This is a genomic window from Edaphobacter sp. 4G125 (assembly GCF_014274685.1).
Taxonomy (GTDB): Bacteria; Acidobacteriota; Terriglobia; order Terriglobales; family Acidobacteriaceae; genus Edaphobacter.
In genome coordinates, this window is record NZ_CP060393.1 from 2275159 (window position 1) to 2298923 (window position 23765).

Annotated in this window: 26 protein-coding genes and 2 tRNA genes; 12 read left to right on the forward strand and 16 right to left on the reverse strand. The window is 55.4% G+C overall.

Features of this window, described 5'->3' with window-relative positions:
* Window positions 1-97 precede the first annotated feature (97 nt).
* From H7846_RS09530 to hpnE, 4 genes are read left to right on the forward strand one after another with little or no spacing between them, the layout of a single operon-like run.
* Window positions 98-1165 (forward strand): zinc-dependent alcohol dehydrogenase, encoded by a 1068-nt coding sequence (locus H7846_RS09530; protein ID WP_255460518.1) that lies wholly within the window; start codon window positions 98-100, stop codon window positions 1163-1165.
* A complete protein-coding gene (gene hpnC / locus H7846_RS09535; protein ID WP_186691707.1) occupies window positions 1162-2103 on the forward strand; it encodes a squalene synthase HpnC in 942 nt (313 codons plus the stop codon). The genes H7846_RS09530 and hpnC overlap by 4 nt, the downstream gene beginning before the upstream one ends.
* Window positions 2100-3008: a phytoene/squalene synthase family protein gene (locus H7846_RS09540; RefSeq protein ID WP_186691708.1), complete on the forward strand. Its 909-nt coding sequence runs from the start codon at window positions 2100-2102 to the stop codon at window positions 3006-3008. Before hpnC ends, H7846_RS09540 begins: the two co-directional genes overlap by 4 nt.
* A complete protein-coding gene (hpnE, locus tag H7846_RS09545) occupies window positions 3005-4381 on the forward strand; it encodes a hydroxysqualene dehydroxylase HpnE (RefSeq protein ID WP_186691709.1) in 1377 nt (458 codons plus the stop codon). Before H7846_RS09540 ends, hpnE begins: the two co-directional genes overlap by 4 nt.
* 321 nt (window positions 4382-4702) lie before the next feature.
* Here hpnE and H7846_RS09550 read toward each other — a convergent pair whose 3' ends face one another.
* The 15 genes from H7846_RS09550 to H7846_RS09620 form a co-directional block, all read right to left on the reverse strand.
* On the reverse strand, window positions 4703-5107 hold the full coding sequence (locus H7846_RS09550; protein WP_370561237.1) for an EamA family transporter: 405 nt from the start codon (window positions 5105-5107) through the stop codon (window positions 4703-4705).
* Window positions 5104-5544: an EamA family transporter gene (locus H7846_RS09555; protein WP_186691710.1), complete on the reverse strand. Its 441-nt coding sequence runs from the start codon at window positions 5542-5544 to the stop codon at window positions 5104-5106. Before H7846_RS09555 ends, H7846_RS09550 begins: the two co-directional genes overlap by 4 nt.
* 331 nt (window positions 5545-5875) lie before the next feature.
* On the reverse strand, window positions 5876-6436 hold the full coding sequence (locus H7846_RS09560; protein WP_186691712.1) for a DUF4256 domain-containing protein: 561 nt from the start codon (window positions 6434-6436) through the stop codon (window positions 5876-5878).
* 25 nt (window positions 6437-6461) lie between these two features.
* Entirely contained in the window at window positions 6462-6848 is a 387-nt protein-coding gene (locus H7846_RS09565; protein ID WP_186691714.1) for a DoxX family protein, read from the reverse strand.
* Complete coding sequence (locus H7846_RS09570; RefSeq protein WP_186691716.1) at window positions 6845-7273, reverse strand: SRPBCC family protein; 429 nt, start codon at window positions 7271-7273, stop codon at window positions 6845-6847. The genes H7846_RS09565 and H7846_RS09570 overlap by 4 nt, the downstream gene beginning before the upstream one ends.
* A 2-nt stretch (window positions 7274-7275) precedes the next feature.
* Complete coding sequence (locus H7846_RS09575) at window positions 7276-7596, reverse strand: ArsR/SmtB family transcription factor (protein ID WP_186691718.1); 321 nt, start codon at window positions 7594-7596, stop codon at window positions 7276-7278.
* A gap of 78 nt (window positions 7597-7674) precedes the next feature.
* The gene (locus H7846_RS09580; RefSeq protein WP_186691720.1) at window positions 7675-8385 is read right to left on the reverse strand and encodes a hypothetical protein; all 711 of its coding nucleotides are present in this window, start codon (window positions 8383-8385) and stop codon (window positions 7675-7677) included.
* A gap of 92 nt (window positions 8386-8477) precedes the next feature.
* The gene (locus H7846_RS09585) at window positions 8478-9917 is read right to left on the reverse strand and encodes an outer membrane beta-barrel protein (RefSeq protein WP_186691722.1); all 1440 of its coding nucleotides are present in this window, start codon (window positions 9915-9917) and stop codon (window positions 8478-8480) included.
* A gap of 124 nt (window positions 9918-10041) precedes the next feature.
* Window positions 10042-11520 carry a hopanoid biosynthesis associated radical SAM protein HpnJ gene (gene hpnJ, locus H7846_RS09590; protein WP_186691725.1) on the reverse strand — a complete coding sequence of 493 codons (1479 nt, stop codon included), beginning with the start codon at window positions 11518-11520 and terminating at the stop codon, window positions 10042-10044.
* Between the two features lie 61 nt (window positions 11521-11581).
* On the reverse strand, window positions 11582-11902 hold the full coding sequence (locus H7846_RS09595; RefSeq protein ID WP_186691726.1) for a hypothetical protein: 321 nt from the start codon (window positions 11900-11902) through the stop codon (window positions 11582-11584).
* The gene (locus tag H7846_RS09600) at window positions 11899-13224 is read right to left on the reverse strand and encodes a TolC family protein (protein ID WP_186691727.1); all 1326 of its coding nucleotides are present in this window, start codon (window positions 13222-13224) and stop codon (window positions 11899-11901) included. The genes H7846_RS09595 and H7846_RS09600 overlap by 4 nt, the downstream gene beginning before the upstream one ends.
* Before the next feature lie 55 nt (window positions 13225-13279).
* Window positions 13280-14251 (reverse strand): tetratricopeptide repeat protein, encoded by a 972-nt coding sequence (locus tag H7846_RS09605; protein ID WP_186691728.1) that lies wholly within the window; start codon window positions 14249-14251, stop codon window positions 13280-13282.
* Window positions 14252-14253: 2 nt separating this feature from the next.
* Window positions 14254-15498, reverse strand: coding sequence for an efflux RND transporter periplasmic adaptor subunit (locus H7846_RS09610; protein WP_186691729.1), 1245 nt, complete (start codon window positions 15496-15498; stop codon window positions 14254-14256).
* 71 nt (window positions 15499-15569) lie between these two features.
* Window positions 15570-17405 (reverse strand): single-stranded-DNA-specific exonuclease RecJ, encoded by a 1836-nt coding sequence (gene recJ / locus H7846_RS09615; protein ID WP_255460520.1) that lies wholly within the window; start codon window positions 17403-17405, stop codon window positions 15570-15572.
* A 20-nt stretch (window positions 17406-17425) separates the two neighbouring features.
* Window positions 17426-17890 (reverse strand): hypothetical protein, encoded by a 465-nt coding sequence (locus tag H7846_RS09620; protein WP_186691730.1) that lies wholly within the window; start codon window positions 17888-17890, stop codon window positions 17426-17428.
* A 92-nt stretch (window positions 17891-17982) separates the two neighbouring features.
* Here H7846_RS09620 and H7846_RS09625 point away from each other — a divergent pair, with 92 nt between their 5' ends.
* The 8 genes from H7846_RS09625 to H7846_RS09660 all read left to right on the forward strand — a co-directional run bounded on the left by H7846_RS09625 (window position 17983) and on the right by H7846_RS09660 (window position 22367).
* Window positions 17983-18345, forward strand: coding sequence for a (2Fe-2S) ferredoxin domain-containing protein (locus tag H7846_RS09625; protein ID WP_186691731.1), 363 nt, complete (start codon window positions 17983-17985; stop codon window positions 18343-18345).
* Window positions 18346-18396: 51 nt separating this feature from the next.
* The gene (locus tag H7846_RS09630) at window positions 18397-18675 is read left to right on the forward strand and encodes a DUF507 family protein (protein WP_186691732.1); all 279 of its coding nucleotides are present in this window, start codon (window positions 18397-18399) and stop codon (window positions 18673-18675) included.
* Complete coding sequence (locus H7846_RS09635; protein WP_186691733.1) at window positions 18672-18947, forward strand: DUF507 family protein; 276 nt, start codon at window positions 18672-18674, stop codon at window positions 18945-18947. The genes H7846_RS09630 and H7846_RS09635 overlap by 4 nt, the downstream gene beginning before the upstream one ends.
* A gap of 104 nt (window positions 18948-19051) precedes the next feature.
* A tRNA-Glu gene (locus H7846_RS09640) sits at window positions 19052-19128 on the forward strand.
* 33 nt (window positions 19129-19161) lie between these two features.
* Window positions 19162-19238, forward strand: a tRNA-Glu gene (locus H7846_RS09645).
* 26 nt (window positions 19239-19264) lie between these two features.
* Window positions 19265-20638: a tRNA (N6-isopentenyl adenosine(37)-C2)-methylthiotransferase MiaB gene (gene miaB / locus H7846_RS09650; RefSeq protein WP_186691734.1), complete on the forward strand. Its 1374-nt coding sequence runs from the start codon at window positions 19265-19267 to the stop codon at window positions 20636-20638.
* Window position 20639: 1 nt separating this feature from the next.
* Window positions 20640-21167, forward strand: coding sequence for a bifunctional nuclease family protein (locus H7846_RS09655; RefSeq protein WP_186691735.1), 528 nt, complete (start codon window positions 20640-20642; stop codon window positions 21165-21167).
* 36 nt (window positions 21168-21203) lie between these two features.
* Window positions 21204-22367 carry a glycosyltransferase family 9 protein gene (locus H7846_RS09660; RefSeq protein WP_186691736.1) on the forward strand — a complete coding sequence of 388 codons (1164 nt, stop codon included), beginning with the start codon at window positions 21204-21206 and terminating at the stop codon, window positions 22365-22367.
* 11 nt (window positions 22368-22378) lie between these two features.
* Here the strand turns inward: H7846_RS09660 and aroA are convergent, their stop codons facing one another.
* Window positions 22379-23689 (reverse strand): 3-phosphoshikimate 1-carboxyvinyltransferase, encoded by a 1311-nt coding sequence (gene aroA, locus H7846_RS09665; RefSeq protein WP_186691737.1) that lies wholly within the window; start codon window positions 23687-23689, stop codon window positions 22379-22381.
* Window positions 23690-23765 lie beyond the last annotated feature (76 nt).

Genomic DNA, 23765 nt, shown 5'->3' on the forward strand with positions numbered 1-23765 from the left:
TATCAGATGCGGGCAGAAGAGAGGAGATTGCATCTTATTGATGGCTCGGGTTCTAAAGAATAGGAATTCCTGCCCATGAAATGAGAAGATAGTAAAGATGGTGCAAGAGATGACGGCAGCGGTTCTGTACGGCAAAGAAGACTTGCGTCTGGAACAGATTCCCATTCCCAGAGCCCAGAATGGCGAAGTTGTCGTGCAGGTCGGAGCAGCGCTTACCTGTGGAACAGACCTGAAGGTCTATCGTCGTGGCTATCACGCGATGATGCTGACCCCTCCCATTCCTTTCGGCCATGAGTTGGCGGGTACCGTAGTTGAGGTCGGGGCGGGAGTAACCAGGTTTCGTGAAGGAGACCGAGTCGTCGCCCTGAACTCCGCTCCATGCGACGAGTGCTTCTTCTGCCGCCGAGGGCAACAGAATCTCTGTGAAAATCTCCTTTTTAATAACGGCGCCTATGCCGAATACATCCGTATCCCGGAGCGTATTGTTGAGAAAAACACGCTGTTGATTCCTGAAGGAGTTCCACTGGAGTATGCCGCGCTCACTGAACCCTTGGCTTGCGTAGTTTATGGACTAGAAGAGACTGGAGCATCTCTCGGGGATACCATGGTGGTGATTGGCGCCGGGCCCATCGGCCTGATGTTTATGCACGTCGCTGAGCTATCCGGCATAGAGGTGATCGCTGTCGTTAAACGGGATGATCAGGTTGTTACCGCCAAGCTATTTGGAGCCTCCCATGTAATCCAGACCTCTGCGGTAGAGGACGTAGTTGCTGCAACCCGGGCACTTACTCCCGATGGCCGGGGAGCAGATGTTGTTGTGGAAGCGGTGGCTACCCCTGCAACCTGGGAGTGGGCTGTAGATATGGTGCGCAAAGGGGGCGTGGTCAACTTCTTCGGTGGACCGCCGAGCGGAACCAAGGTCGCGCTGGATACGAACCGTTTGCACTATGGAGATATCACTCTCAAAGCTAGCTTTCATCACACTCCGGCTACTTGCCGGACTGCCTTCGAGCTAATTGCCAGCGGACGATTTCGTAGCTCGGAGGCCATTACAAACCGAGTAGGGCTTGAAAAGGTCCCTGAGGTCTTTGCCCGGATGCTTACGCGGACTGGCGGTTCGCGCGAGATTAAAACCGCAGTGTTTCCTGGGGGAGTCCCACGGTGAGCGAATTAAGCGCGGCGGAGCACGCGTTGCTAGGGGCGCCACATCAGTACCTCACACCCTTGGAACGTCCCAGCCTGGCCGAGGCTCGGGCTTGGTGTGCCGAGTTAACCCGGACGCACTACGAGAACTTCCACGTGGCAACGATTTTCCTGCCGCGTCGCGTCAGGCCGCACTTCGAGAGCATCTATGCCTATTGCCGTGTTGCCGATGACCTGGGTGATGAGGTGGCAGATACTTCTGTAGCCACCCGCTTGCTCGATGCCTGGGGATCGATGCTGGATGAGTGCTACGATGCACCGGAGCGGTCGATGCATCCGGTTTTTGTGGCCCTTCGGGAGACCGTCGCAGCCTGCGATCTGCCTCGCCAGCTCTTCCACGACCTGCTGATCGCCTTCAAGATGGATCAGGTGAAGACCGACTATGAAACCTGGGAAGAGTTGCTCGAATACTCCCATTATTCGGCAAATCCTGTTGGCAGGCTGGTGCTCTGGGTTTGCGGTTATCGGGAAGAAAAGCTGGCACTACTTTCCGACAAGATATGTACGGCACTGCAGCTTGCCAACTTCTGGCAGGATGTTGTGGAGGATAAGGAGCGTGGTCGCCGGTATCTTCCGGCCGAATCGATGGATCGGTTCGGAGTCGATGAAGGTCAGATTGAAGGTCGCGTCTTTACGCCTGAGTTTGGGGCTATGGTTCGGGACCTGGTTACCCGGACGCGGGCTATGCTTGCCGAAGGTGGCGAGATCAGCCGTTATGTTGACCGCGAGCTTGCAGTGACGCTGAATCTCTTCCGCAAGGGTGGCGACGCCATTTTGGATGGCATCGTTTCTCAGGATTATGACGTGCTACGCGGGCGTCCGGTGGTTACGAAAACCAGGAAGTTGAGCCTGCTGGCCGGAGCCCTGCTCGAAAAGCTGCGGGCGGGGATGAAGCGGTGACAATTCCGGAGGCTTATACTGTCTGCCGCGAGGTCGCGAAGCGGGAGGCGAAGAACTTCTACTACGCCTTCCGTGTGCTGCCACAGCACAAGAGCGATGCGATGTGTGCGATCTACGCTTTTATGCGACGCGCTGACGACATCTCTGATGATGAGTCGATGCCAATCGAGCAGCGCAGGCAGATCATGGCGCAGTGGGTTGAGGATTGGAGGGCAGCGAGAAACGGCGCACCCACGGAAGATGCCATCTTCATTGCAGTCAACGATGCGCAGAAACAATTCAAGATCCCTGATCAATTGCTGGAGGAACTGGTGCAGGGAACCACAATGGACCTTCAACCGAAGGCTGAATCAGGCTCGGATGGGGTCCAGACCTTTGCGACCTTCGAGGATCTCTATCGATACTGCTATCTAGTCGCTTCCGTTGTCGGCTTAGTCTGCATCCGTGTTTTTGGATATTCCGACCCGCAAGCAGAGAAGCTGGCGGAAGAAACCGGGATTGCCTTTCAGCTCACTAACATCCTTCGCGATGTGAAGGAGGATGTGGAGCGAGGACGAGTGTACCTTCCACAGGAGATGCTGGCACAGTTTCATGTATCGGACGAACGTATCCACGCACTGTCGGCGGGAGCACCGATGGAGGCGCGGGAGCGAAGCCTGCTGGGAGAGATAGGCAATCGCGCAGAGCGTTTCTACCAATCTGCCGACAAGCTGCTTCCATTGATCGATGCAGACAGCCGTGCAGCGCTATGGGTGCTGGTGACGATCTACCACGGATTGCTCCGAAAGATTGAGCGCAACGGATTTGAGGTCTTCCAGCAGCGCGTAAGTGTTTCGACTCCGAAGAAGCTTGGAATTCTGACCTTCGGTGCGGTACGCGCGTTGAGGTACAGGGTGTTCCCATGAGCGACGTTATCGTCGTTGGCGCGGGCCTTGCCGGGCTTTCGGCAGCAGTAGCCCTGGCCCAGGGGGGAGCCCGAGTCACTTTGCTGGAGCGGCGGCCCTATATCGGAGGCCGTGCCTACTCTTATGACCATCCTGCTCTCGAAGAGACGATCGATTCGCAGCACGTTGTCGTCGGGTGTTGCACGAACCTGCTCGATCTGGCCAGGCAGGCCTGGATGGCGGAGACGATTCGGTGGTATGACGATTTGGTTTTCCTGGAGTCGAACGGCCGCCGTAGCCTGCTTCGATCCACCTCATTGCCAGCTCCGTTGCATCGCGCCAGCAGCTTTTTGCGAGCGCCGATGCTTGGGCTTGCGGATAAGACGGCGATCGCCTCCGGGCTTCTGCGATTCCTTCGAGGGTTTCCGCAGAATGATTCCGAGAGCTTTGCTTCGTGGCTGAAGCGAACGGGGCAGACGGAGCGGGCGATCCGGCACTTCTGGGAGCCTGTGATTGTGGGTGCGCTCAACGATACCTTTGATCGCTGTTCGGTGAAGTATGCAGGCAAGGTCTTCCATGAATCGTTTTTGCGTTCTCAAGAAGCGGGCCGCCTTGGGATTCCTGCCGCGCCTTTGACGGAGTTCTTTCAGCCGATCGTAGCTCTGGCGGAACGCAGCGGTGTCGAATTGCAACTGAAGTGCGGTGTAGAGGCCATTGCACAGACACCCGACGGCCGGTGGAGCGTGCGTACCAACGGTGGTGAATATCTGGCAGATTCGGTGGTGCTGGCCACAGACTTTCGTCAGACACAGAAGCTGCTCGACATGCTGCCGTCTTCAAACGGAGAACGCAGGCTATGGCAGGAAGGGTTTGAGCGCTTCGTTCCGTCGCCAATCACGACGATTCATCTCTGGTACGACCGGGATGTCACCGGTCTTGATCATGCGGTGTTGCTGGATGCAAGGATCCAGTGGGTATTTACGAAGTCGCGTATCCGCCGTTGGACAGAAGAGCGGGGGAGCTATCAGGAGCTGGTGATCAGCGCTTCGTGGCCGGAGTTGGAGATGAGCAGGGAAGAGATCCTCTCTTCGGCGACACGGGAGTTCGAAATGTTCTTTCCAGCGGCTCGTCAGGCAAAGTTGGTGAAGAGCGGTGTGCTGAAGGAGGCGCGGGCGACCTTTTCGGTGACTCCCGGGCTGGATCGCTTCCGCCCACAGCAGGTAACACACTGGAAGGGGTTGTTCCTTGCAGGCGACTGGACGGCAACGGAGTGGCCCTCCACGATGGAGGGGGCAATCCGCAGCGGCCGTCTGGCCGCAGGAGAGATCGCTGGAGATAGACAAAGATTTATGGTTCCGGAACTGCCAGCAGCTGGTTTGATGAAGTTTCTGTAGCTCCCCCTCCCCCCCTGTCTTAATGTGTCAAAGTATTCAAAAATATTGACTTAGATCCGTACTTCAAAGCTCGCTGAGAGTTTACAGATGGGGGAGGATCTGCTGCTTCTAAGAATCTTTCTTCTATTTCTATTTTAGCGAGCTAAGGCACAGGATTTGCAATTTGGAATATCCTGTAAATGTTTTGTAATGAATAGCTTACAGGGAATAAATCACTTTGTGGGCTTGACAGTGTGGGAAAGGGATATTCGACCGGACTTTGCACGGTCGAAATGGCAAGGGGGGAGAAGAAAAAAAACACTTTATATAGGGCGAAGCTAGCTAGTGAGCGATGAGAATGACACCTACACAGATGAAGAGGACTGCGAGCCAGCGTCGGCGGTCTACGTTTTCTCCCAGGACGAGTTTTGCGCAGATAGCGTTACCGATGTAGGTCAGCGAGGCAATGGCAGGGGCAGCCAGTGATAGGTCGACGATAGACAGTGCCCAGAGCATGGCGAAGAAGTTGAAGGCCATGCAGAAGGCTCCGATGAGGAACTTGGGGCTGGAAAGCACGGCTTTGACAGGGCCGAGAAATCCCTTTAGGCCGGGGCCAGTGCGGTGGTTGTCGAGATCACCGAGGTCGCGCATCGCCGAGGCGATCAGGACTTCACCGGCGATGGCCAGGGCGGCGACTCCACTGATGGCTCCCCATTGGCGGAGAAGATCGGAGCTGTGAGGAATCACCGCCCTACTCCTGAGTCCATGAGACCGAGTTGGTGCGGCTCTTCCGGGTGTTCGGTGCGGGATGGCCCGCCAGCGACGAAGCCGACGGCGCAGACGATGAGGAAGATGCCGGCCCAGCGATAGATGGAAAGATGCTCATGAAGCCAGAAGCGGCTGAGCAGAGCGATGACGACGTACCCGAATGCAGTAGCGGGCATCACGAAGGTGAGATCAGCCCAGGAGAGTGCCGTCATGTAGCTGGCGAAGAAGCCGATAAGGAGGACGATTCCGGAGATGACAAAGGGATTGAAGAGGGCTTTCCAGAGCAGGTCGAGGTGATGGAAGTCGACCTGACCGACCTGGGCCATGCCGCGGGAGAGCAGGGTGTCTCCTACGGATGCAGTGAGCATGATGGTAATGAGGATGGCGTACTGAGAAGGCTTAAGGGAGTGCTTCATAAAGAACATAGCCGCTCGAGAAGAAATGCGCGGCCTGTATCAAGGGTATCAAATTGAGGTTGAGAGGAAAGTCTGTGACGCCAGTAAGAAAAGCAGATTCCTTTCGGTCTCATTGTCGGAGATCGTTCGGTACGGGAGGAGAAACAAAGACAAATGCGAGGATTTTCCACTCCACTGCCGCCTGACGGCGTCAGCGTCGGTCGAAATAACACGGTGGTTGGAGTTGTACCGCAGGTCCTTCGACTTCGTTTGTCGTGCAGTCGCGCAACAAACTTTCGTTCAGGATGACACCTTTTTGGGGCACGGAGAGATCAGGATTTGTCGATACAACTTAGACTCTTAGCGAACCACGGAACCCTCTGGCAGCGTAATAAGATTCCGCGCCATTGTGGTAGGTAAAGACCGTATCGTAACGGCGATCGCAAAAGAGAGCGCCGCCGAGTTTTCTGACTGCTGAGGGCGTCTTGATCCAGCTCGAGGTTTTCGTATCGAAGGTTCCGAGCTTCTGAAACTCTCGATACTGCTCTTCGGTGAGAATCTCTATCCCAAGTGCGGTTGCCATATTGACGGCACTATCTGCGGGCTTATGTTCTTTCCTCGATTCCAAGGCGTCGTGGTCGTAGCAGATGCTTCTGCGACTTTTCGGGCTTTCTGCCGAGCAATCGTAAAAGATGTATTCCCCCGTCTTTTCATCCTGCCCCACAACGTCGGGTTCACCGCCTGTTCTTTCCATCTCGTGGAGTGACCACAGCTTGCCGGTATGGGCTTCGAGCCTGGCTTGTACCTTCGTCCATTCAAGGTTTTTATGCCGATTCGTATTTTTCTCGAAGCGGGCTTTCAATGTCTTGAGGAGCTCTTCACGTTGTTTGCTGGTGAGTGTTGTGTTTGGCATAGTTTTCGTTCCAATCATCTGTTGGTCAGGCGCTCGCTGGAATGAGCTGAAGGCGACGCCAGAAGAAGTACGACAGAGCCCAGAGGATAACGGTTCCTGCTGCCCATCCCCATGCATTGATGCCATCGCCGACAGCAAAATGAGCGATCAGAGCAGAGACAAGCGTGATGGCAAAGCCGGCGTAGGCCCACTCCTTGAGTCGCGCGGGGACCATGGGGATTAGGAGTACGGCGATGCCTGCGAATTTGGCCCATGAGAGTTCGATGCGGAAATAAGAAGGGAAGCCAAGGTGAGAAAATGCCTTGGCCACATCGGTGATTCGCAGTTGGGCATAAGCGGTGAAACCCATCTGGAGCGCAAAGAGAGCGGTGGTGATCCAGAAGCCAAGGGTGATCCATCTGGGAGGCTTCACTGAATCCCTCCGTCCAGCACTTGCTCCAGGTTACCGAAGAATTTTTGCCAGCCATACTTTGCACCACCGTAGGCCTGTTGCTGATCTGGGCGGAAGCCGGAATGCTCCATGCGAACGTGGGTGCCACCTTCCTCCGAAGTCAGAGTAAAAAGCACGACACTTTCCAAGCCCAAAGCGTTCCAGCTATAGGAGAGCCGTTTTAGTGGCTCGACCACGAGCACCTCGCAGTCAATAAGACCGTCCCACTGAAGCATCGGTTCGGAGCGAAACTGAAAGCGCCGTCCGACCATCGGTTCGAAATCATTCTTCAGCAGCCATTGTGCGAGGAGTGAACCTTCTGTGAGTGCACGCCATAGTTTTTCCAGCGGGTGGGAGAAGGTTCTTTCGATGACAAGGGTGCGAGTGTTCTCTGAGGTCTGGTTCATGGTTACATCCTTTCCAAAAGGGATTCAAGGCGATCGAAACGATCGCGCCAGAATGCGCCGTAATGATTGAGCCAATCGATCATAGGAGCCAGAGCTTCGGACTGGGCACGATAGTGGGTTTCGCGTCCTTCGCGACGATGCCGTACCAGCTTTGCCCGCTTCAGTATGGTGAGGTGCTTGGAGACGGCAGGCTGAGAGACGCCAGCGTATCGAGTCAAGGCATGGACGGTCTGCTCTCCTTGCCGGGTCAGCTCCTCGAAGAGGGCGCGACGCGTGGGATCGGCGAGGGCGCGAAATACATGGTTGGGGTCGGCCGACTTCATCGAACTAAACCATAACTATTTGGTTATGGTTTAGTCAAGGAGAAAACGTATGCCGTTTCGAGGGTATTCGGCAAGCCTTTAGGGCTTGGTAATTTTCAGGTTGCTGACGGTGGCGTCGGTGTTGTGGGCGAAGCGGATTCCGTAGACGCCATCGGTAGACTTGAGCTTACCTGCGGTGACGAGATCGGATTTCTCGAAGGTCTTCACCGTGGTTCCGTTGATGATGCAGGAGACCTTATCACCCTTGACCTGCATGGCGATCTCCTGGGTGACTGGCTGTCCGACTGCGGCGGCTTTATGGACAGCATCGTTGGCTTCGCGGCGTCCATTGAGCTGGAAGGCCTCAGGGCCGAAGCCGCGGACGATGAAGTTACCGTTGCCGTAGGCTGCGCAGTAGATGTAGCTCTGGTCTGCCGTGCCCATGCCGTTGCCCGCAATGACTATTCCGTAGGGGTGCGGGTGGGTGTTGAGGTTCATGAATTTCGGCTCGGTGAAGGTGGCCGAGACGGTATAGTCGCCTTTGGCGACGTTCTTCGGGTTCCAGTAGGTGATGGCGGGGCCGGTGGTGACCTGGAGAACTTTGTGCTCTTCGGAGAGCTTGGCATCATTGACAGTTTGTCCGGCCTTTTCGGCGTCGGCATCGATCTTGCCCTGCCATCCTTTGACGGAGATGCCTCCACCAGCGACCTTACGATTCGTGTCCGGGGTTTCCTGCTGCGCAAAGAGAGCGCTGGTGGTCAGGGCACAGGCGAGCGGAGCGATAAGAGCGTACCGGAGGGCAAAGCGCATGAGTGAGATCCTTTCAGAGGGACGGCATTATTTCCCCCGTAGTATACGGCGGGGCATCTCAGGCTGGATACTCTACTCGTTTGATCGAGCTCCTAAAAGTGATAAGTAATATCTCCGGCTACGACGAATTGCGTTTTCTTCGTTCCGAGGTCATAGGCGGCGCGATCGTAAGAGTGTTCCAGGCGGAGCTCTGGGCGGAAGAGGACCGTAGAGCCGATCCAATGGCCATAGCTGATCAGATGCTCAGTGTATTTTGTTGCATAGCCGGTGCGCTGTCCGCGGATGTCGTCCACGAATTCGTTGCGGATGGAGATGTAGTTATGTGAATCGATCTTATCTTCGAGGTAATTTACGACTGCATCGGCCGGAGCGAAGCAGGTCTGTTTTCCAGCGAAACAGAAAGCTCCATTCGCGCCTGTCTCTGTAGGCACAGGATTGGCAACATTTCCTGCGATGTTCGGAACGTCTCGTTCGTACATGTACCAAAACTCGGTATCGGTGTGCCATTTGGCATTGATCTTGTGATACCAGGTCAGATAGTAGGGCTGAACATTGTTATAGGCATACTTCCCTTTATTGAAGGAGTTTGCACACGCATACAGCGCATCGCCTCCCTTACCCCAGGTATAGTTTGCGCAGAACGTTCCGGTAGGTGTCGCATCTTTTGTCCAGGGGGCTACGTCATTTCCCCCCGAGAAGCCTGCCTGGAGCAGCCAATGATCTGAGAGCTTGACACTGGCGACGAGTCCCGTTTGTGTATAGGGATCGATGGTGTAGAGCAGTGAGTGCGAATAAGTGTAGTTGTTCGGAGCGAGCTGGGCTTCGATGTCTGGCAAGGAGATGTATCGGCCTATGCGGACGTTCATCCCCTTTGCGACGTGTGGTACATAGAAGTCCACGTAGAACATGACAGGATCAAAGCCATACTCGTGATTGCGTGCCAGGAGCTGCTGCGAGAAGATTCCTTTGCTGGTGGTGTAGCGGTAGTCCTGACCATAAAGCGTGGCCAAACGAAAACCATAGTCAACGTGATCCGTTTGAACGGTGTTGGGGAGACGTTCAATGTAGAGCACCTGTTGATCGGGCGTAACCCGGTTCGGGTTGTAATAGTAGGCGGCTGGAGAGTTAGCGCCATCGCCCTTGTTGGACGTGCTGATGTTGAATCCTCCATTGAACCAGCCGTAGATCTTTGTGCGGCTCCGATTTTCGTTGATGGCTTGCATGAGGATGTAGGACTGGGTATCTGGAGCGCCGATGACGGGCGTGCCTCCTACTGAATAGTCCGTGCTCGGAAAGGGAGGCGAATCGAGTGGCGCGGAGAATCCGCGGCGTTCTGGTGATGCTGAGGTAGAGGTTGGCGATGGGAACCAATCGTCGCGATAGGCTGCGATCAATCGACTGAAAAATGGTTTGGAAGATGATGCGCTTTGCACGACTCCTGAAGAAGAGGGTGAAGTCGAATCGGTCAAGTCTTGTGCAGAGAGATTGGTAACAAAGAAAAATGCAAATACAGCAAACAGAAGGCGGACCATCCATTTCCTCGCTTCAATCGGGGCGTTATGCCAAGTTGAAGTGCTAAGGGTGTAAAAAGTCCGTTAACTAAAAGAAGACAGTCCGTTAAAACGGACTGTCTTCTTTTAGGTGTTGAGAAAAGTTTTATGCGTTCAGGCTGACGGATTCCTGTGCCTTAAGTGCATTTTCAGCGGCCTTGGCGCGAGCAGCCTTATTACGCTGCGAGCGCAGCTTCATGAACGAGACGGCCTCGACGTAGAGACGGGGAACGTCGCGGTTGACGATGGCCTTCCAGATGACGCGGGCTGCGGCCTTGGGTCGGAAGTAGTACTCGTCGTAGAACTTGTGCACCATCTCCATGACGTACTCGGTAGGGAGGCCGGGGTATTCGATGTGCGCCATCTGATGACCGCCACCGTCTTCCATCTTTTCGTTGGTGATGAAGCCGCCCTTCTTGGCGAAGTCGTAGAACTCGGTGCCAGGATAGGCGTGTGCGACGGAGACCTGGATGGTTTCGCAGTCGAGCGTCTTGGCAAAGTTGATGGTGTTCCGGATGGACTCTTTGGTTTCGCCGGGCAGGCCAAGGATGAAGTCAGCGTGAATGACGAGGCCGAGATCGTGGCAATCCTTGACGAAGTCACGCGCTCGCTCGACAGTGGCGCCCTTCTTGATGTTCTTGAGGATCTGCGGGTCGCCGGACTCGAAGCCGACGATCAGCAGGCGGCAACCGGCGTCCTTCATGGCTTTGAGGGTGTCGCGATCGGTGGTGACGCGTGAGGTGCAGGACCAAGTGATGCCGAGCGGCTTCAGTTTGGAGCAGAGCTCGATGGTACGGGCTTTCTGGATGTTGAAGGTGTCGTCGTCGAAGAAGAACTCCTTCACTTCGGGGAAGTTCTCCTTGGCCCACTTCATCTCGGCAGCGACGTCATCGCTAGAGCGCTTGCGCCAGGCGTGACCGGAGAGCGTCTGCGGCCAGAGGCAGAATGTGCACTGCGCAGGGCAGCCGCGCGTCGAGTAGAGGGCAATGTAGGGATGAAGCAGGAACGGCACGTTGTACTTGGTGACGTCCATGTCGCGCTTGTAGATCTTGGTCGCCCAAGGCATTGCATCGAGGTCCTCGACTTGAGGACGATCGGGGTTATGTTGGATGCTACCGCTGGCATCGCGGTAGCTGATGCCGAGGATTTCATTGAGCGGCTTGCCGTTAGCAAACTCTACGACGGAAAAATCGAATTCGCGACGGCAGACAAAATCGATGACGTTGCATTCATTCAGAGCGCGGTCGGGGTCGGTAGTGACGGGAGGTCCGACGAAGGCGATTTTGATCGACGGATTGACCTTCTTGATGGCCTGAGCAAGACCATGATCGCCAGCCCAGCCTACGGTCGAGGTGAAGAGCACCAAAAAATCGTAGCCCTTTGCGATTTCGATGGTTTCTTCCGCAGAGATGTGGTGCGGAGGAGCGTCGAGCAGGCGAGAGCCCTCCAACATGCCGGCAGGGTAGGCGAGCCAGACGGGGTACCAGTAGGACTCGATCTCGCGGGTTGCGGGCCAGCGGGAGCTGGCGCCGCCATCAAAGTTTTCAAAGGAGGGCGGGTTCAGGAACAGTGTCTTGAGCGGCATGATTTATCTTCAATTTTACCATTCGGTAACCGCATTCCGGGAGAGGATTTCGGAGTTCTCTCTATGGTTCCAGCTCACTGGATGTAGCGGTAACTTGATTGTTTTCATCAAAAAAGACAAGCCAGTACTTCTCTCGCAAGGGATAAAAGATGGATCGATAGAGGAAGACATGGGTGCAGTCCGGAGTGAGCGAAGTGTCATAAGCCTGGCAAGGATGTAGAACTTGCCGTGGCTCACCCATCACATGTCGCACATCGGCTTCGCTGGATTTTGCACGGATTGCAGGGAAGTCCGCATCAAGACGAGAATCGCGAATGTACCCGACGGCTGTTCCTGCGAGGAACAGCGCGAGAAGAATCACGAGGATCGCCTTCCAGTTCATTCTGGTTTTAGTGCAGCCGGTGAAAGAGATTGCGACGAAGACTTCAACCAGTTCTCCAACTGTCCGTTCGATCGCATCAGGTTGATCTGCATCTGGCGAAGCTGGAGGTCAGAGTCCAGAAAGTCGAGATAGCGTGCGCGCTCCTGAATGAGCGCATTTTGCTCTTCTTTTGGTGTCACCGGCTGGCCGCCGGGATTGCCTTGTCGAAGTTGAACACGCACAACGTCGATCTGGTTCAGCGCGAGTTCCCGTTCGAGTGAGGCAATCTCGGTACGAGCCTGCAACTCACGAATGGCATTGTTCGTTTTATGACGCCCTTCAAGGAACTGATCGCGCGCCTGATCGGCCTCGCGAAGGCTGCGCCGAGCTTCGGCAAGGGACTCCCGTGCCTTGGCGCGTTTCGTGAAGTCGAGGAAGGGAAGATTGACCTGAAGTCCCACCTGAAGGTTGTTGTAATTACTAAAACTGCCGGGCCGGTAATAGTCCTGATAGTTGTTGAAGGCGGCAAGGCGGCTGTATTGAATGCCAAGTCCAATCTGAGGCCGGTACATCTTTCGTGAGTCACCGAAGGCGGACTGGAATTTGGATTCTGCTGTCGAGTAGGCCCCCTGTACAGATTCTGGGAGGACGGTATTCTTCACGGGATCGAGCTGCTGGAAGGCGGGGATACTTGCATGGTCAGTGGCCAGTCCATCTGCTGGAAGTCCGGTCAGATGAGCGAGGTGTTCGCGCTGGCTGCTGGCGTCATCTTCCAGTTGAATCTGGCGGAGTCGGAGATTTGCCGCGGTCAGCTTTGCTCGAGTGAGTTCGATCTGCGTATCCTGTCCGGCATCGAGGCGCTGCTGAACAATCTTTGTCAATCCGCCAGCGTATCCTGATTCTTCCTGAGCGGCTTGAATGCGCTCAAGGTCGGCATCGAGAGAGAGGTACGTCGTTGCCGCGTCTTCCATAATCTGCTGCCGAACATCTCTGAGATTGTGATTCGCTGCTTCCAGGCCGGCCCGGGCAGAGCGGGTATAGTTGCGTTGAGATTGGTCGAAGAGAAGCGATTGCGCAGTGATATTAAAGAGAGACGGAGCTCCGAACGGGAAGCCGTATGTGTAACCCAGGCCGGAACCGATGCTGAGGGCCGGAATATAAACGTCTCGGGTCTGATCGAGCGCTGCCCGTGCTTTGTCGACTTCTGCCTGAGCCGCCAAGACCTTAGGGCTATTCTTCAGCGCAAGATCGATTGCTGTAGTAAACGAGATCTGAGCAGCAGCAGGAACAGCTGTCGCGGATACGCATACGGCGACGGTAAGAAGTGAATGAAAAAGTGTCATGCGCCGTGAAAGACTCCTGCCCAGTCGGTCGTAGACCATGGTATCGTGTTTGCCTTTATGCACCCTGAACCGCCTTTCGGGCTGGGCCAAAGTTGGAGGCCAATGCGACTGCGGCAGCGTATTCGCGTCGAGCTCCGGCAGTATCGCCATGCTGTTTCAGAAGATCTCCCAGCTGCAGATGCACTTTAAAGGCGGGGGCAGCATCTGTCTTGGATGGAGAAGCCAGATATTCGCGCAAGAGTTTTTCTGTGAACTCAGGACGGCGATGAAGGTCTGTCAAAATACTGGCGGCATCCACTAAAGCAGCATCTCGCGCAGAATTTGCCTGCACGCTGGATTCTAAAGCTGCGACGGCTTTCTCGGGCTGGGATTGCTCCCGATAAAACAGGCCCAAGTCGACCCATGCCTCCGGAGTCTTGCCTATCGCGATTGCAAATTTATACTCTGCTTCTGCCGTGGATAGATCATTTTTCTTTTTAGCGATCATGGCCAGAAGGCGATGCGCCTTCTGCGGTGACCGAGGCATGATCTTTGGGACCAGAGCCTGCGCTTTATCTACGCCTCCGCCGACAATTCCGGGAGCAGAGACGTAAAACTGTCCCAGATCACTCATGGCCTGTACATTCGCGGGATTCAACTGTACGGCCTGCTCAAAGGCAACGTGGACCTTTTTGGCCACAGCAAAAGCAGTGAGCATATTGGCCTGAGATGCCTTCAATCCGTAGGCGCGACCTAGCCACATCTGATGGTCGCTATTGGAAGGATCGTCTGAGGTTGCCTGTTCGCACTGACGGACTGCGGAATCGGCCATGTCCTGGGAATAATAGACCCGGCAAAGTAGCTGGTGAGCGCGTGCATCGTGCGGCTGAGCGGAGAGAATCTGGTTCAGCATGGCGGCGGCTTCGTCGACGCGACCCTGCTTCAAGAGAGACTCGGCCTGAAGGTCATCGGCGAAAGAGCGAGCTCCGCAGAGAAGAAGCGCAACCCACAGAAATACAAGCCGAAAAGAAGGGGAGAATAAAGCCATAGTTATTCGACGATCTTTACGGCGAGGCCGTTCGAAAGATCGCGGTTACTGCTGGTAGCGTTCAATGCCACTGTATCCTTCTCCGTCAGACCGCTCAGGATCTCTACCCGGGTCAGATTCAGTACACCAACCTGGACCGGAGTTCGCACCAGTTTTCCTTGTACGATGCGGTAAACATAGTCACTGACGCCCTCCGTATGAAGAGCTTCCCGGGGGACGCTAAGCACATTGAAGCGCTGCGAAACCGTGACCGTGACAGTCACATTGGTATTTGGAAGCAGGTCTTCGCGGGCATCATCCACCGTAATGATGCACTCGCCGACGTTGCGGGTTCCATAAGCGATTACCGTGGAAGGGGCGCGGCTGATATGTCCATGCCATGCCTGATCGGGTTTTGCATCCCACACGATTTTGACTGCCTGACCGACAGCCAATTTGCCAATCTCGGGCTCATCAAAATACGCACGGACCTGAAGGCGGTTTAGATCTGCAACATCCATGAGCGTTTCGCCGCCATCGACGTAATCGTAGGTCGTTACGGGAATGGAGTAGACGGTACCAGCGAGAGGAGAGCGGATATTTGCATTGTTATAGCTGCTCCGAGCTGCGGCTACGGTTGCCTGTGCATCCGCCAATTGCGCTTGTACTTTGCTACGGTCACTTGCTCCATAGCGCTGGGTTTCTCGTTGCTGAACGGAGTTCAATGTTATTTGAGCGGCTTGCACCCGTTGTTCAGCAGAAGCTACTTCACTGGCCGAGGCAGCGCCTCTTTGTTGAAGCTGACGAAGCGCAGCCAGGTCTTTGTCTGCCTGCTGCTTTTGGTGCTCCGCGCGGCTGAGGTCCGCAGCCAAAGCGAGTCGCTCTTCCTGGGTTCCACCCTGAGCGAGATCGTGCGCTGTCGACTGAGCGCTGGCTAAACTGGATTTTGCCGTCGCGAGTTTGGAGACTACGTCAGCATCTTCCATGCGAAGCAGGAGTTCGCCCTTTTTGACCTTCTGTCCCACCTTGACGTAGATCTTGCTTACAACCCCTGGTGCCTGGGCGTGTGCCTGAAACTCCTCGATCGGTTCGACGCGCCCGTTGGTTGAGATGGCTTTGAGCAGGTTTTGATGGGTGACCGCTGCAGCGCGTACCTCAACAATGTCGCGGGTGAGCATGCGGATGCCTAAAAAGGCCAGTAAAACGACTGCCAGAATGATCCCTGTCAGCGCATAAGGGTTAAGTCGTCTTGTCTCGGTCGTAGGCATCCAAAGGGCCAGTATATAAGACGATCGAAGTCCCTAAGACGATGCAAACGAATTACTTCTGTGAAAATGCATCACGACGGATACCGCTTTTGGGGGACTGCGGGTCGAAGATCGACCAGTTCCAGCTCGAGCCCGGTAAACCATGGATTACTCTTCGTCCGGAGCCTGTATGCAAGATCCAAGCAGGAGCCAGAGGTAAGTTGCATCCTGTGGCAGACCTCAGTCCAGAGAGTGCTGCCACGACTCCATCCTAGAGCGTTGAAGCGGTGATTGCCGGATGCAACTTCAAGGCAGACGTGACGGTCTTTGATGATGCGAGCCTCGGATACGAGCGTGACGGAGCGGGTGAAGAGGATGGGTTCCGGATTGCCGATTCCGAAGGGGCCACATCGATCCAACCAATCGTAGAAAAGAGGATTGAGATCTTCGAGAGAGACCTCCGCATCGCATTCGAGAGGAGGAGCAAGGAGATCAGGAGAGAGCAGATGCACTGCACTATGCTGCTCCATTCTCTCGCGCAGGAGCAGAACATTTTGTGATGGAAGCGAGAATCCTACGGCGTGGGCATGTCCCCCAAAGCGCGTGAATAACGCACTATCCTCATCATGAACTGCGGTCAGGGCATTCAGCAGGTGATACCCGGCAATGGAACGCCCGGACCCGTGCGCCTGTCCGTCTTCGTGCGTCAGGACCAGGGCCGGCTGGCCGGTGCGATCAACGATACGTGAGGCCAGAATCCCGAGGACGCCGCGATGCCACTCCGGATCGTCCATTACAAAGCAGAGGGCCGGGAAGTGTCCGTCTGCATCGCGCAAGGCAAGCAATCTTTCTTCGATCGCCTCCAGTGCGTTTGCCTCGGTCGCTTTGCGTTCGTCGTTCAGACGATTGAGCTTTGCGGCCAGGTCACGGGCGCGATTGCTGTCGCGTGTCAGGAACAGCTCGACCACGTCGCTGGCAACGTCCATGCGGCCCGCGGCGTTGATGCGTGGCGCAATACGGAAACCGACCTCAGTGGCCGTGGGGGGGCGATCCAGCGGGATCTGAGAGACCTCCATCAAGGCACGCAAGCCCGTCTGGATAGGATTGCGCAGTTCGCGAAGGCCAAGTGAAGCAATGACGCGGTTTTCGCCTTCCAATGGAACGGAGTCGGCAATGGTGGCGATGGCGACCAGCTTTAGAAAAGAGGGAACCAGAGTGCGTTCCAGACGCTCCCGCTCCATGTCATTTGTGCAGGAAGCTCGAAGAATCGCATGAGCCAGCTTAAAAGCGACGGCTGCTCCACACAAGGATTTGAAGGGATATGGACAGCTATCTTGCGCGGGATTGATCACGGCATAAGCATCCGGCACACCCTGCGCTCCGTCGGGGAGATGGTGATCCGTCACGATAAGGTCAAGCCCGAGCGCGCGAGCTTCGGTAGCAGCGGCAAAGGCGCGGATGCCGGTATCGACGCTAATCACCAGACGAATTCCTTCCGCTGTGGCATCGGCTAAAACGCCGGTCCTCATGCCATAACCCTCGCGGATGCGGTGAGGGATGTGATAGCGGACGATCGCTGGAGTTTCTTTGGGGGCGCTGCGTTCGATGGCTGTCTTGAGGAGGACCGTGGCGGTGGTGCCATCGACGTCGTAATCGCCGTAGATCAGGATGGGTTCAGAGTCGTACACGGCGCGCTGGATGCGTTCTACGGCAGCACCCATACCGAGCATTCGCATTGGATCGATCAAGTCGTCGAGAGAGGGAGAGAAAAAACTCCGTATGGAGCCCTCATCCGTAATGCCTCGCGCAGCTAAAAAGTAAGCGATTCCTCGAGGGCAGCCTGTGGCACTTGCAATTTGTTCGACAAGCGTTTCATCGACAGGGGCCGTCTTCCATTCGCGCTGTATCTCAGTTTGAAGAGAGACCACCGTTTTTGCTGCCTCTTTCTTTACTCATCGTTATCGCGGTCGTCTACGATAATGCTGCCCAGATCGGATACGGTTTCGGTCAACTCCAGGAAGGTATCGTACCAATCGGTGGCAGCTTCAAAGAGGAACATGACGCCCTGATGGGCAAATCCCAGCTGCAGGTAGCCGATCTTGCCGATATGCCGCAGAAGTCGTTCTGCGTCTTCAATCTCATGGGCCTCGTCATCGGGATAGACCTGGTCTCGGATGCGCTCGATCAAAACGGCGATATCTGTTTTTTCAAGAACGACTTCGCTCATGGTCATGAAGGGGGCGCCTGAGGCTTTGGCGAGCTCGACAAAGTCCTTCCAGCCATCAGGGTTTTCTTCCTCAAAGAGGACCGTTGGAACATCCTCGGAGACATAGCCGTTCATTCGCTGCATGCCATGGCCTGCAATGAAGGCCACCATGTCGTCTTTGAGCGAGATGAGATTATCGAGATTCATCCGAGACGTATTGTCTCAGAAAGCGGAGTTCGGCGACACTGCTTTTCGGCGGTTACGGTGCATCGTTCGATATGCTAGGGAATCCAACGAAGATGCCATTCTTTGAACATCATCTGTTTATCTGTACCAACGAGCGCGATGAGTCGGCTTCACGCCCAAGCTGTCTCCCGAAGGGGAGCAAGAAGCTCAAGGCAGTCTTCAAGGATGCGATCAAGGACGCAGGGCTGAAGCATCGGGTGAGGGCCAACGAGTCCGGCTGTCTGGATCAGCGTGAACATGGCCCCGTGGTGGTGGTGTACCCGGAGGCGGTCTGGTACGGAAAGGTTCACGTTGATGATGTCGGGGAGATTGTGCAGCAGCACCTGATGAATGGGAAGCCCGTTGAGCGGCTGCGGCTGCCGGAATCCTGCATCAACAATGAACATTGTCCGCATCGCAATGCTAAGTCGAAGTAGAAGAACACGGTCATCTATCTGGATGCGCGTGATATATTCGCTTAAAGTCCAATGATCTTCTCTAAAGATTACGTAGGGTATCTGGCACGCCAGACCGTAAAACAGCTGATTGCGCAGAAGATGATCCAGACCGAAAAGCCGGCTATTCTCGATGAGCGAGTTGCGGCGGCTATGGTCGATGAGCTTTCACTCGAGGATCGCATCAACGACGAGGTTCGGGTGATTCTGGAGGCATTTCAGGATGATATGCGCAAGACCGGGGCAAGTTATCCCGAGATGTTCAAGAAGGTGAAGAACGAGCTCGCGCGCAAATACAAGGCGGTGCTGTGAGAATCTCCCGCGATAAATTGAACAAACTTGCTCACACGGTGGCCGATACGCTGGCTGAGATTCAGGAGTGTGACTTCCTTGAGGATCGCAATACGATCCGCCAGGAAGCCCGGCGGGCGCTGGAAAGGCTGCTGACCGAAGAGACGAAGATTGATGCGGCGGCGCGCCAGAAGATTGCGTCCCAGCGCAAGATCATTCTCGAGGGATCCCAGGAATGGGACATCCTTTACCGGAAGTATTACAACGATGAGGTTAAGAAGCTCGGCCTCTGATTTCAGGCAGAAAATCCTCAACGAAGTTGTTGTTCGGGAAGGCGAGAATCAGCTTTCCTTTGCTATAATGGATTATCGCGACAGAGAAGACCCTTCTCTGTGATGGCGTTATGGTGTAACTGGTTAACACGCCGCCCTCTCAAGGCGGAGAGTCCGGGTTCGAGCCCCGGTAACGCTACCAAATCTGTCCATCCTCGCAAGTCGTCAGAGCCTTGGCGCCATGGTGTAACTGGTTAACACGCGGCCCTTTCAAGGCTGAGAGTACGGGTTCGATCCCCGTTGGCGCTACCAAATTTCCAAACGATATACTTGTGTCTGTGAGCAAAACGTTTTACATCGAGACCTTTGGCTGCCAGATGAATGTCCATGACTCGGAAAAGGTCATTGGTACTCTGGAGCACGAAGGCTACGCTCAGGTCCATGATGAGACCGCTGCCGATCTGATCCTGTACAACACTTGTTCCATTCGCGACAAGGCTGAGCAGAAGGTCTTTCACCGACTGAATGAATACAAGCGCATGCAGGGCGAGGGCAAGAAGTTCGCCGTTATCGGCTGTGTCGCCCAACAGGAAGGCGAACGCATCTTTGAGCGCGCTCCATTCGTTTCCATCGTGGCTGGCTCTGCGTCGTATCGCAATCTGCCCACAATGCTTGAGCGACTTGAAGCGGGGGAGACGCGCATTACCGGTCTTGACGATCGCCAGACCGATGAAACATTTGATACGGAGTTCACAGTCCGCTCCAATCCTCACCGGGGTTACATCACGATTATTGAGGGCTGCGACAAGTTCTGCGCCTACTGCGTGGTTCCGTATACCCGTGGTAAGGAGCGCTCGCGCACCTCGGCTTCTGTGCTCGTTGAAGCTCGCCGGATGGCCGACGAAGGACATACCGATATTCAGCTTCTCGGTCAGAACGTTAACTCGTGGCGCGATCCTTCCGGCCGTATGAGCTTTGCGGAGTTACTTACTGAGGTTGGTAACATCTCCGGCATTCGCCGTGTGCGTTTTACGACTTCGCACCCTCGGGACTTTACGCGCGACATCGTAGAGGCAATCGATGCCACTCCTACGATCTGCGACCATATTCACCTTCCGGTACAGTCGGGTTCTTCTTCGGTACTGCACACCATGTCGCGCGAGTACACGCGAGAGTGGTATCTGGAGCGCATGAGTTGGATCCACTCCGCCAAGCGCGATATCTCGATCACCAGCGACATGATCGTCGGCTTCCCAGGCGAGACAGATGCGGACTTTGAGCAGACCATCACACTGCTGGATGCTGTGCGCTACGATGGCGTCTTTGCCTTCAAGTTTTCGCCACGTCCGAATACTCCGGCGGTCAATATGGCCGATAGCATCTCCGATGAGGTCAAGAATGAGCGTCTGCGCATTCTTAATGATCGCCAGCGAGAGATTCAGCGCGAGCACTATGCGCGGCATCTCGGCCATAACGTCGAAGTTATGGTGGAAAGCTACAATCAGGCCCGTGGCCAGATCGTAGGCCGTTCCAGCCAGAATAAGACAGTCAACTTTACGGTTCCAATCGGCGCTTCTGAACCACCGATCGGGAGTTATCTCCCGATTCACATCACGCGTACACAACCGAATTGTCTGGTCGGTGAAGCTGTTGCTGGAGTAGACCCCCTTCAGGCTACCCATCAACCCCAACCCTTCGTCGTATTAAATTGAGATGACTACCTCGGCCCCACAAACGGTTTCCACGCATAGCGCAGATGAAGTCGAGATGCAGATTCGCGGCCTGATGATGGATCCGGTTACGAATATGCCAATTGTGGTGCTTAAAGATGTCGCCAGCGATACGGTCCTGCCCATTTGGGTGGGGATCTTTGAGGCCAATGCCATTGCGCTGGAACTGGAGAAGACAGCCACGCCTCGCCCGATGACTCATGATTTGATGCGCAATATGGCGCGGAACCTTAACGCCGAGGTTCGTAAGGTGGTTGTTTCGGAGTTGCGCGATGACACCTTCTACGCCGTGATCTGGCTTGATCAGGCAGGCGAGACAATTGCAATGGACGCTCGCCCTTCAGACGCGATCGCTTTGGCGCTGCGTTGGGATTGCCCCATCTATGTGAATCGCGATGTCCTCGAAAACTCGCGCCAGGCTGCGACTGGAATGCAATCCGTCAATTCCGATGAGATGCGCCGCTGGCTTGAGAATCTGAACGACGACGAGATGGGCCGCTATAAGATGTAGTTATCATCTCCACCTCCCCTGAGAGCATAGCTACGAATGTCCCTGAAAAAGACTCCCCTTCGTCTCTCCGCACGCGCACTGCTCTCTGTCGAACGGCTTGTTCGTCCCGCGCCCGCGATTTCTCCTGCCAGCATTCTTGTACTGGAGTATCTGTTGCCTCTGGGGTGTTGTATTCATCTCACCCCGCTTTACCAGGCGATCAAGCGATCGGTTCCGGAGAGCACGATAACGGTAGCCACCCGCGGCCTTGGGCTCTCAGTACTGCGACACAACACCTTCATCGATTACCTGATTGAGACACCAGACCCACTGGTTACTCCTCTGAAAGCTGCACAATCGCTCCGCGCAGAGCTTTCACGGCGTTCTCTGCGGCCTGAGTTGATCCTTACAGGAGCCTCGGATCAACGAACTCGTATTGCGGTGATGGCCATGCTGACGGCTCCTGCAATTCGTGGCGGCTTCACGATTCATAACGAGCTTTATCATCGTCCGCTCATCTACGATTCTCAGAGAAGCCTGATCGACAATAATCTTCGTATGGCGGAGTTTGTCTCTGCTTCTCCAGAGCATCGAGAGCCTCGCGTCTTTTTCTCGGAGGCCAATGCTGCTGCTGCGCAGAAATTGATTCAGGCTGCGAATCCAGAGGCACGCCCTCTTGTTGTCTTCGTAACGCAGAACAGCGGCGGACAACTTACCGGATGGCATACCTCCCGCTTCGTGGAGGTTATCCAGCATACATACAACAAACTTGGCTGCGCTGTCGTTTATGTAGGAACCGATAGAGACCATGATTCCATTGAAGAGATTCGCAAGGCTGCCGGAGGGGTCGGCGTCTCGCTTGCGGGAAAGACTTCAGTGACAGAGTTAGCAGCCCTGCTTGCGTTGGCGGATGCAGCCGTATCGCTCGATACGGGAACCATGCACGTCGGCCGCTGCGTTGGGCTGCCAATGGTCGTGATCGGCCCTTCATGGCAGAAGCCTATCGAGTGGCTTCCGCTGGAATTACCGCAGGTTCGTATCCTTCGTGGGCCCGATCGTGACCGCAAGGACATTCCTGCGAATTACAAACTGGATGAAGTCGAAGCTCCCGCAGTGATCGTAGCCTTAGAAGATCTGCTGACGAAATATCCCGCGAATGCAGCAAGCCGTCAGCAGCGTCTTAACGCCGGAATCTCAACGATCGATCATCTTCAGCCTTGATCGACTTCGCGCTATCTCTTCGCGAGTTCATTAAGGAGTGTAAAGAACTCAGGGAATGAGATTGCTGCAGCTTCAGCACCGTGAATAATATTTTCGCTGCTTGCCCGCAAAGCTGCGACAGAGAAGGCCATCGCGATTCTGTGGTCGCTGCCCGAGTCGATCTCCGCCCCATGAAGCTGCTGGTTGCCGGTGATCGCCAGACCATCTTCGAACTCTGTCAACTCTGCCCCCATGGCCCTTAGATTTTTGACGACAAGTGCGATGCGATCGGATTCCTTTACACGCAGTTCCTTTGCATCGCGGATGACTACGCCATCACGAGTATAGGGAGCGATCGCTGCGATCACAGGAAGTTCGTCGATCAGCTGTGCCGAGAGGGCGCCGGAGATCTTGGCGCCTTTCAACCCCTCAGGCGAGCGATTGACCTGAATGGTTCCAATGGTCTCGCCGTGATGTTCTTCGACCATCAAGACCTTGATCTTTCCACCCAGCGTTGTGATTACATCCAACAACGCAGCGCGGGTTGGATTCATCCCGAGGGAGTCCAGTACAAGATTCGAGTCCGGAAAGAGGAGGGCAGCGCAGAGAAAAAACGCCGCCGAAGAGATGTCTCCCGGAACGGTAGCGTCGATGGACTTGAGCTTCTGGCCTCCAGAGATGCTCAACTTCTCACTGGAGCGCGTCAGGGTTGCGCCAAAGGCCTTTAAGGCGTGCTCGGAGTGGTCGCGTGTCCGTACGGCCTCCGACAGGCTGGTCGTTCCCTCTGCCTGCAAGCCAGCGAAGAGCACGGCCGTCTTGACCTGGGCCGACGGGATCGGCGTCTCAAAGTCGATCGCCTTTAGCGGGCCACCGTGAATCGTCATGGGAGCATGGCCATCGACGAGGTCGATGCGGGCACCCATGGCCGACAAGGGCTTCCGGATGCGCTCCATGGGACGCATCGTCAGCGAGTGATCCCCAATGAGCGTAAATGTATGCGGATGCGGAGCAATCAGACCTGCCAGCATGCGCATGGTGCTGCCCGAGTTGCCGCAGTCGAGTTCGGCCTTCGGTTGTTGGAAGGCTCCGGCCACGCCGGTCACTTCAATCTGTGTTTCGGATTTGACGACCTTCGCCCCCAGGGCCTCCATGCATCCCAGCGTGGAGTGTGGATCAGCCCCCGTCGAAAAGTTAGAAAGGCGCGTGGTTCCTTCCGCGATTCCGGCCAGCATGGCATAGCGATGTGAGATGGACTTATCGCCGGGAACAGTAACAGAACCCTGGAAACTACGGGCAGGACGAACGATCTGGGTCGTAGAAGGCTGAGCAATCGAGGAAGACATTACTTTTATCCTAACCTTTCTGTCACGGGCTTGATACACTGCCGAGGTTTCCACCGAATCCTGGGCCTCAGATCGT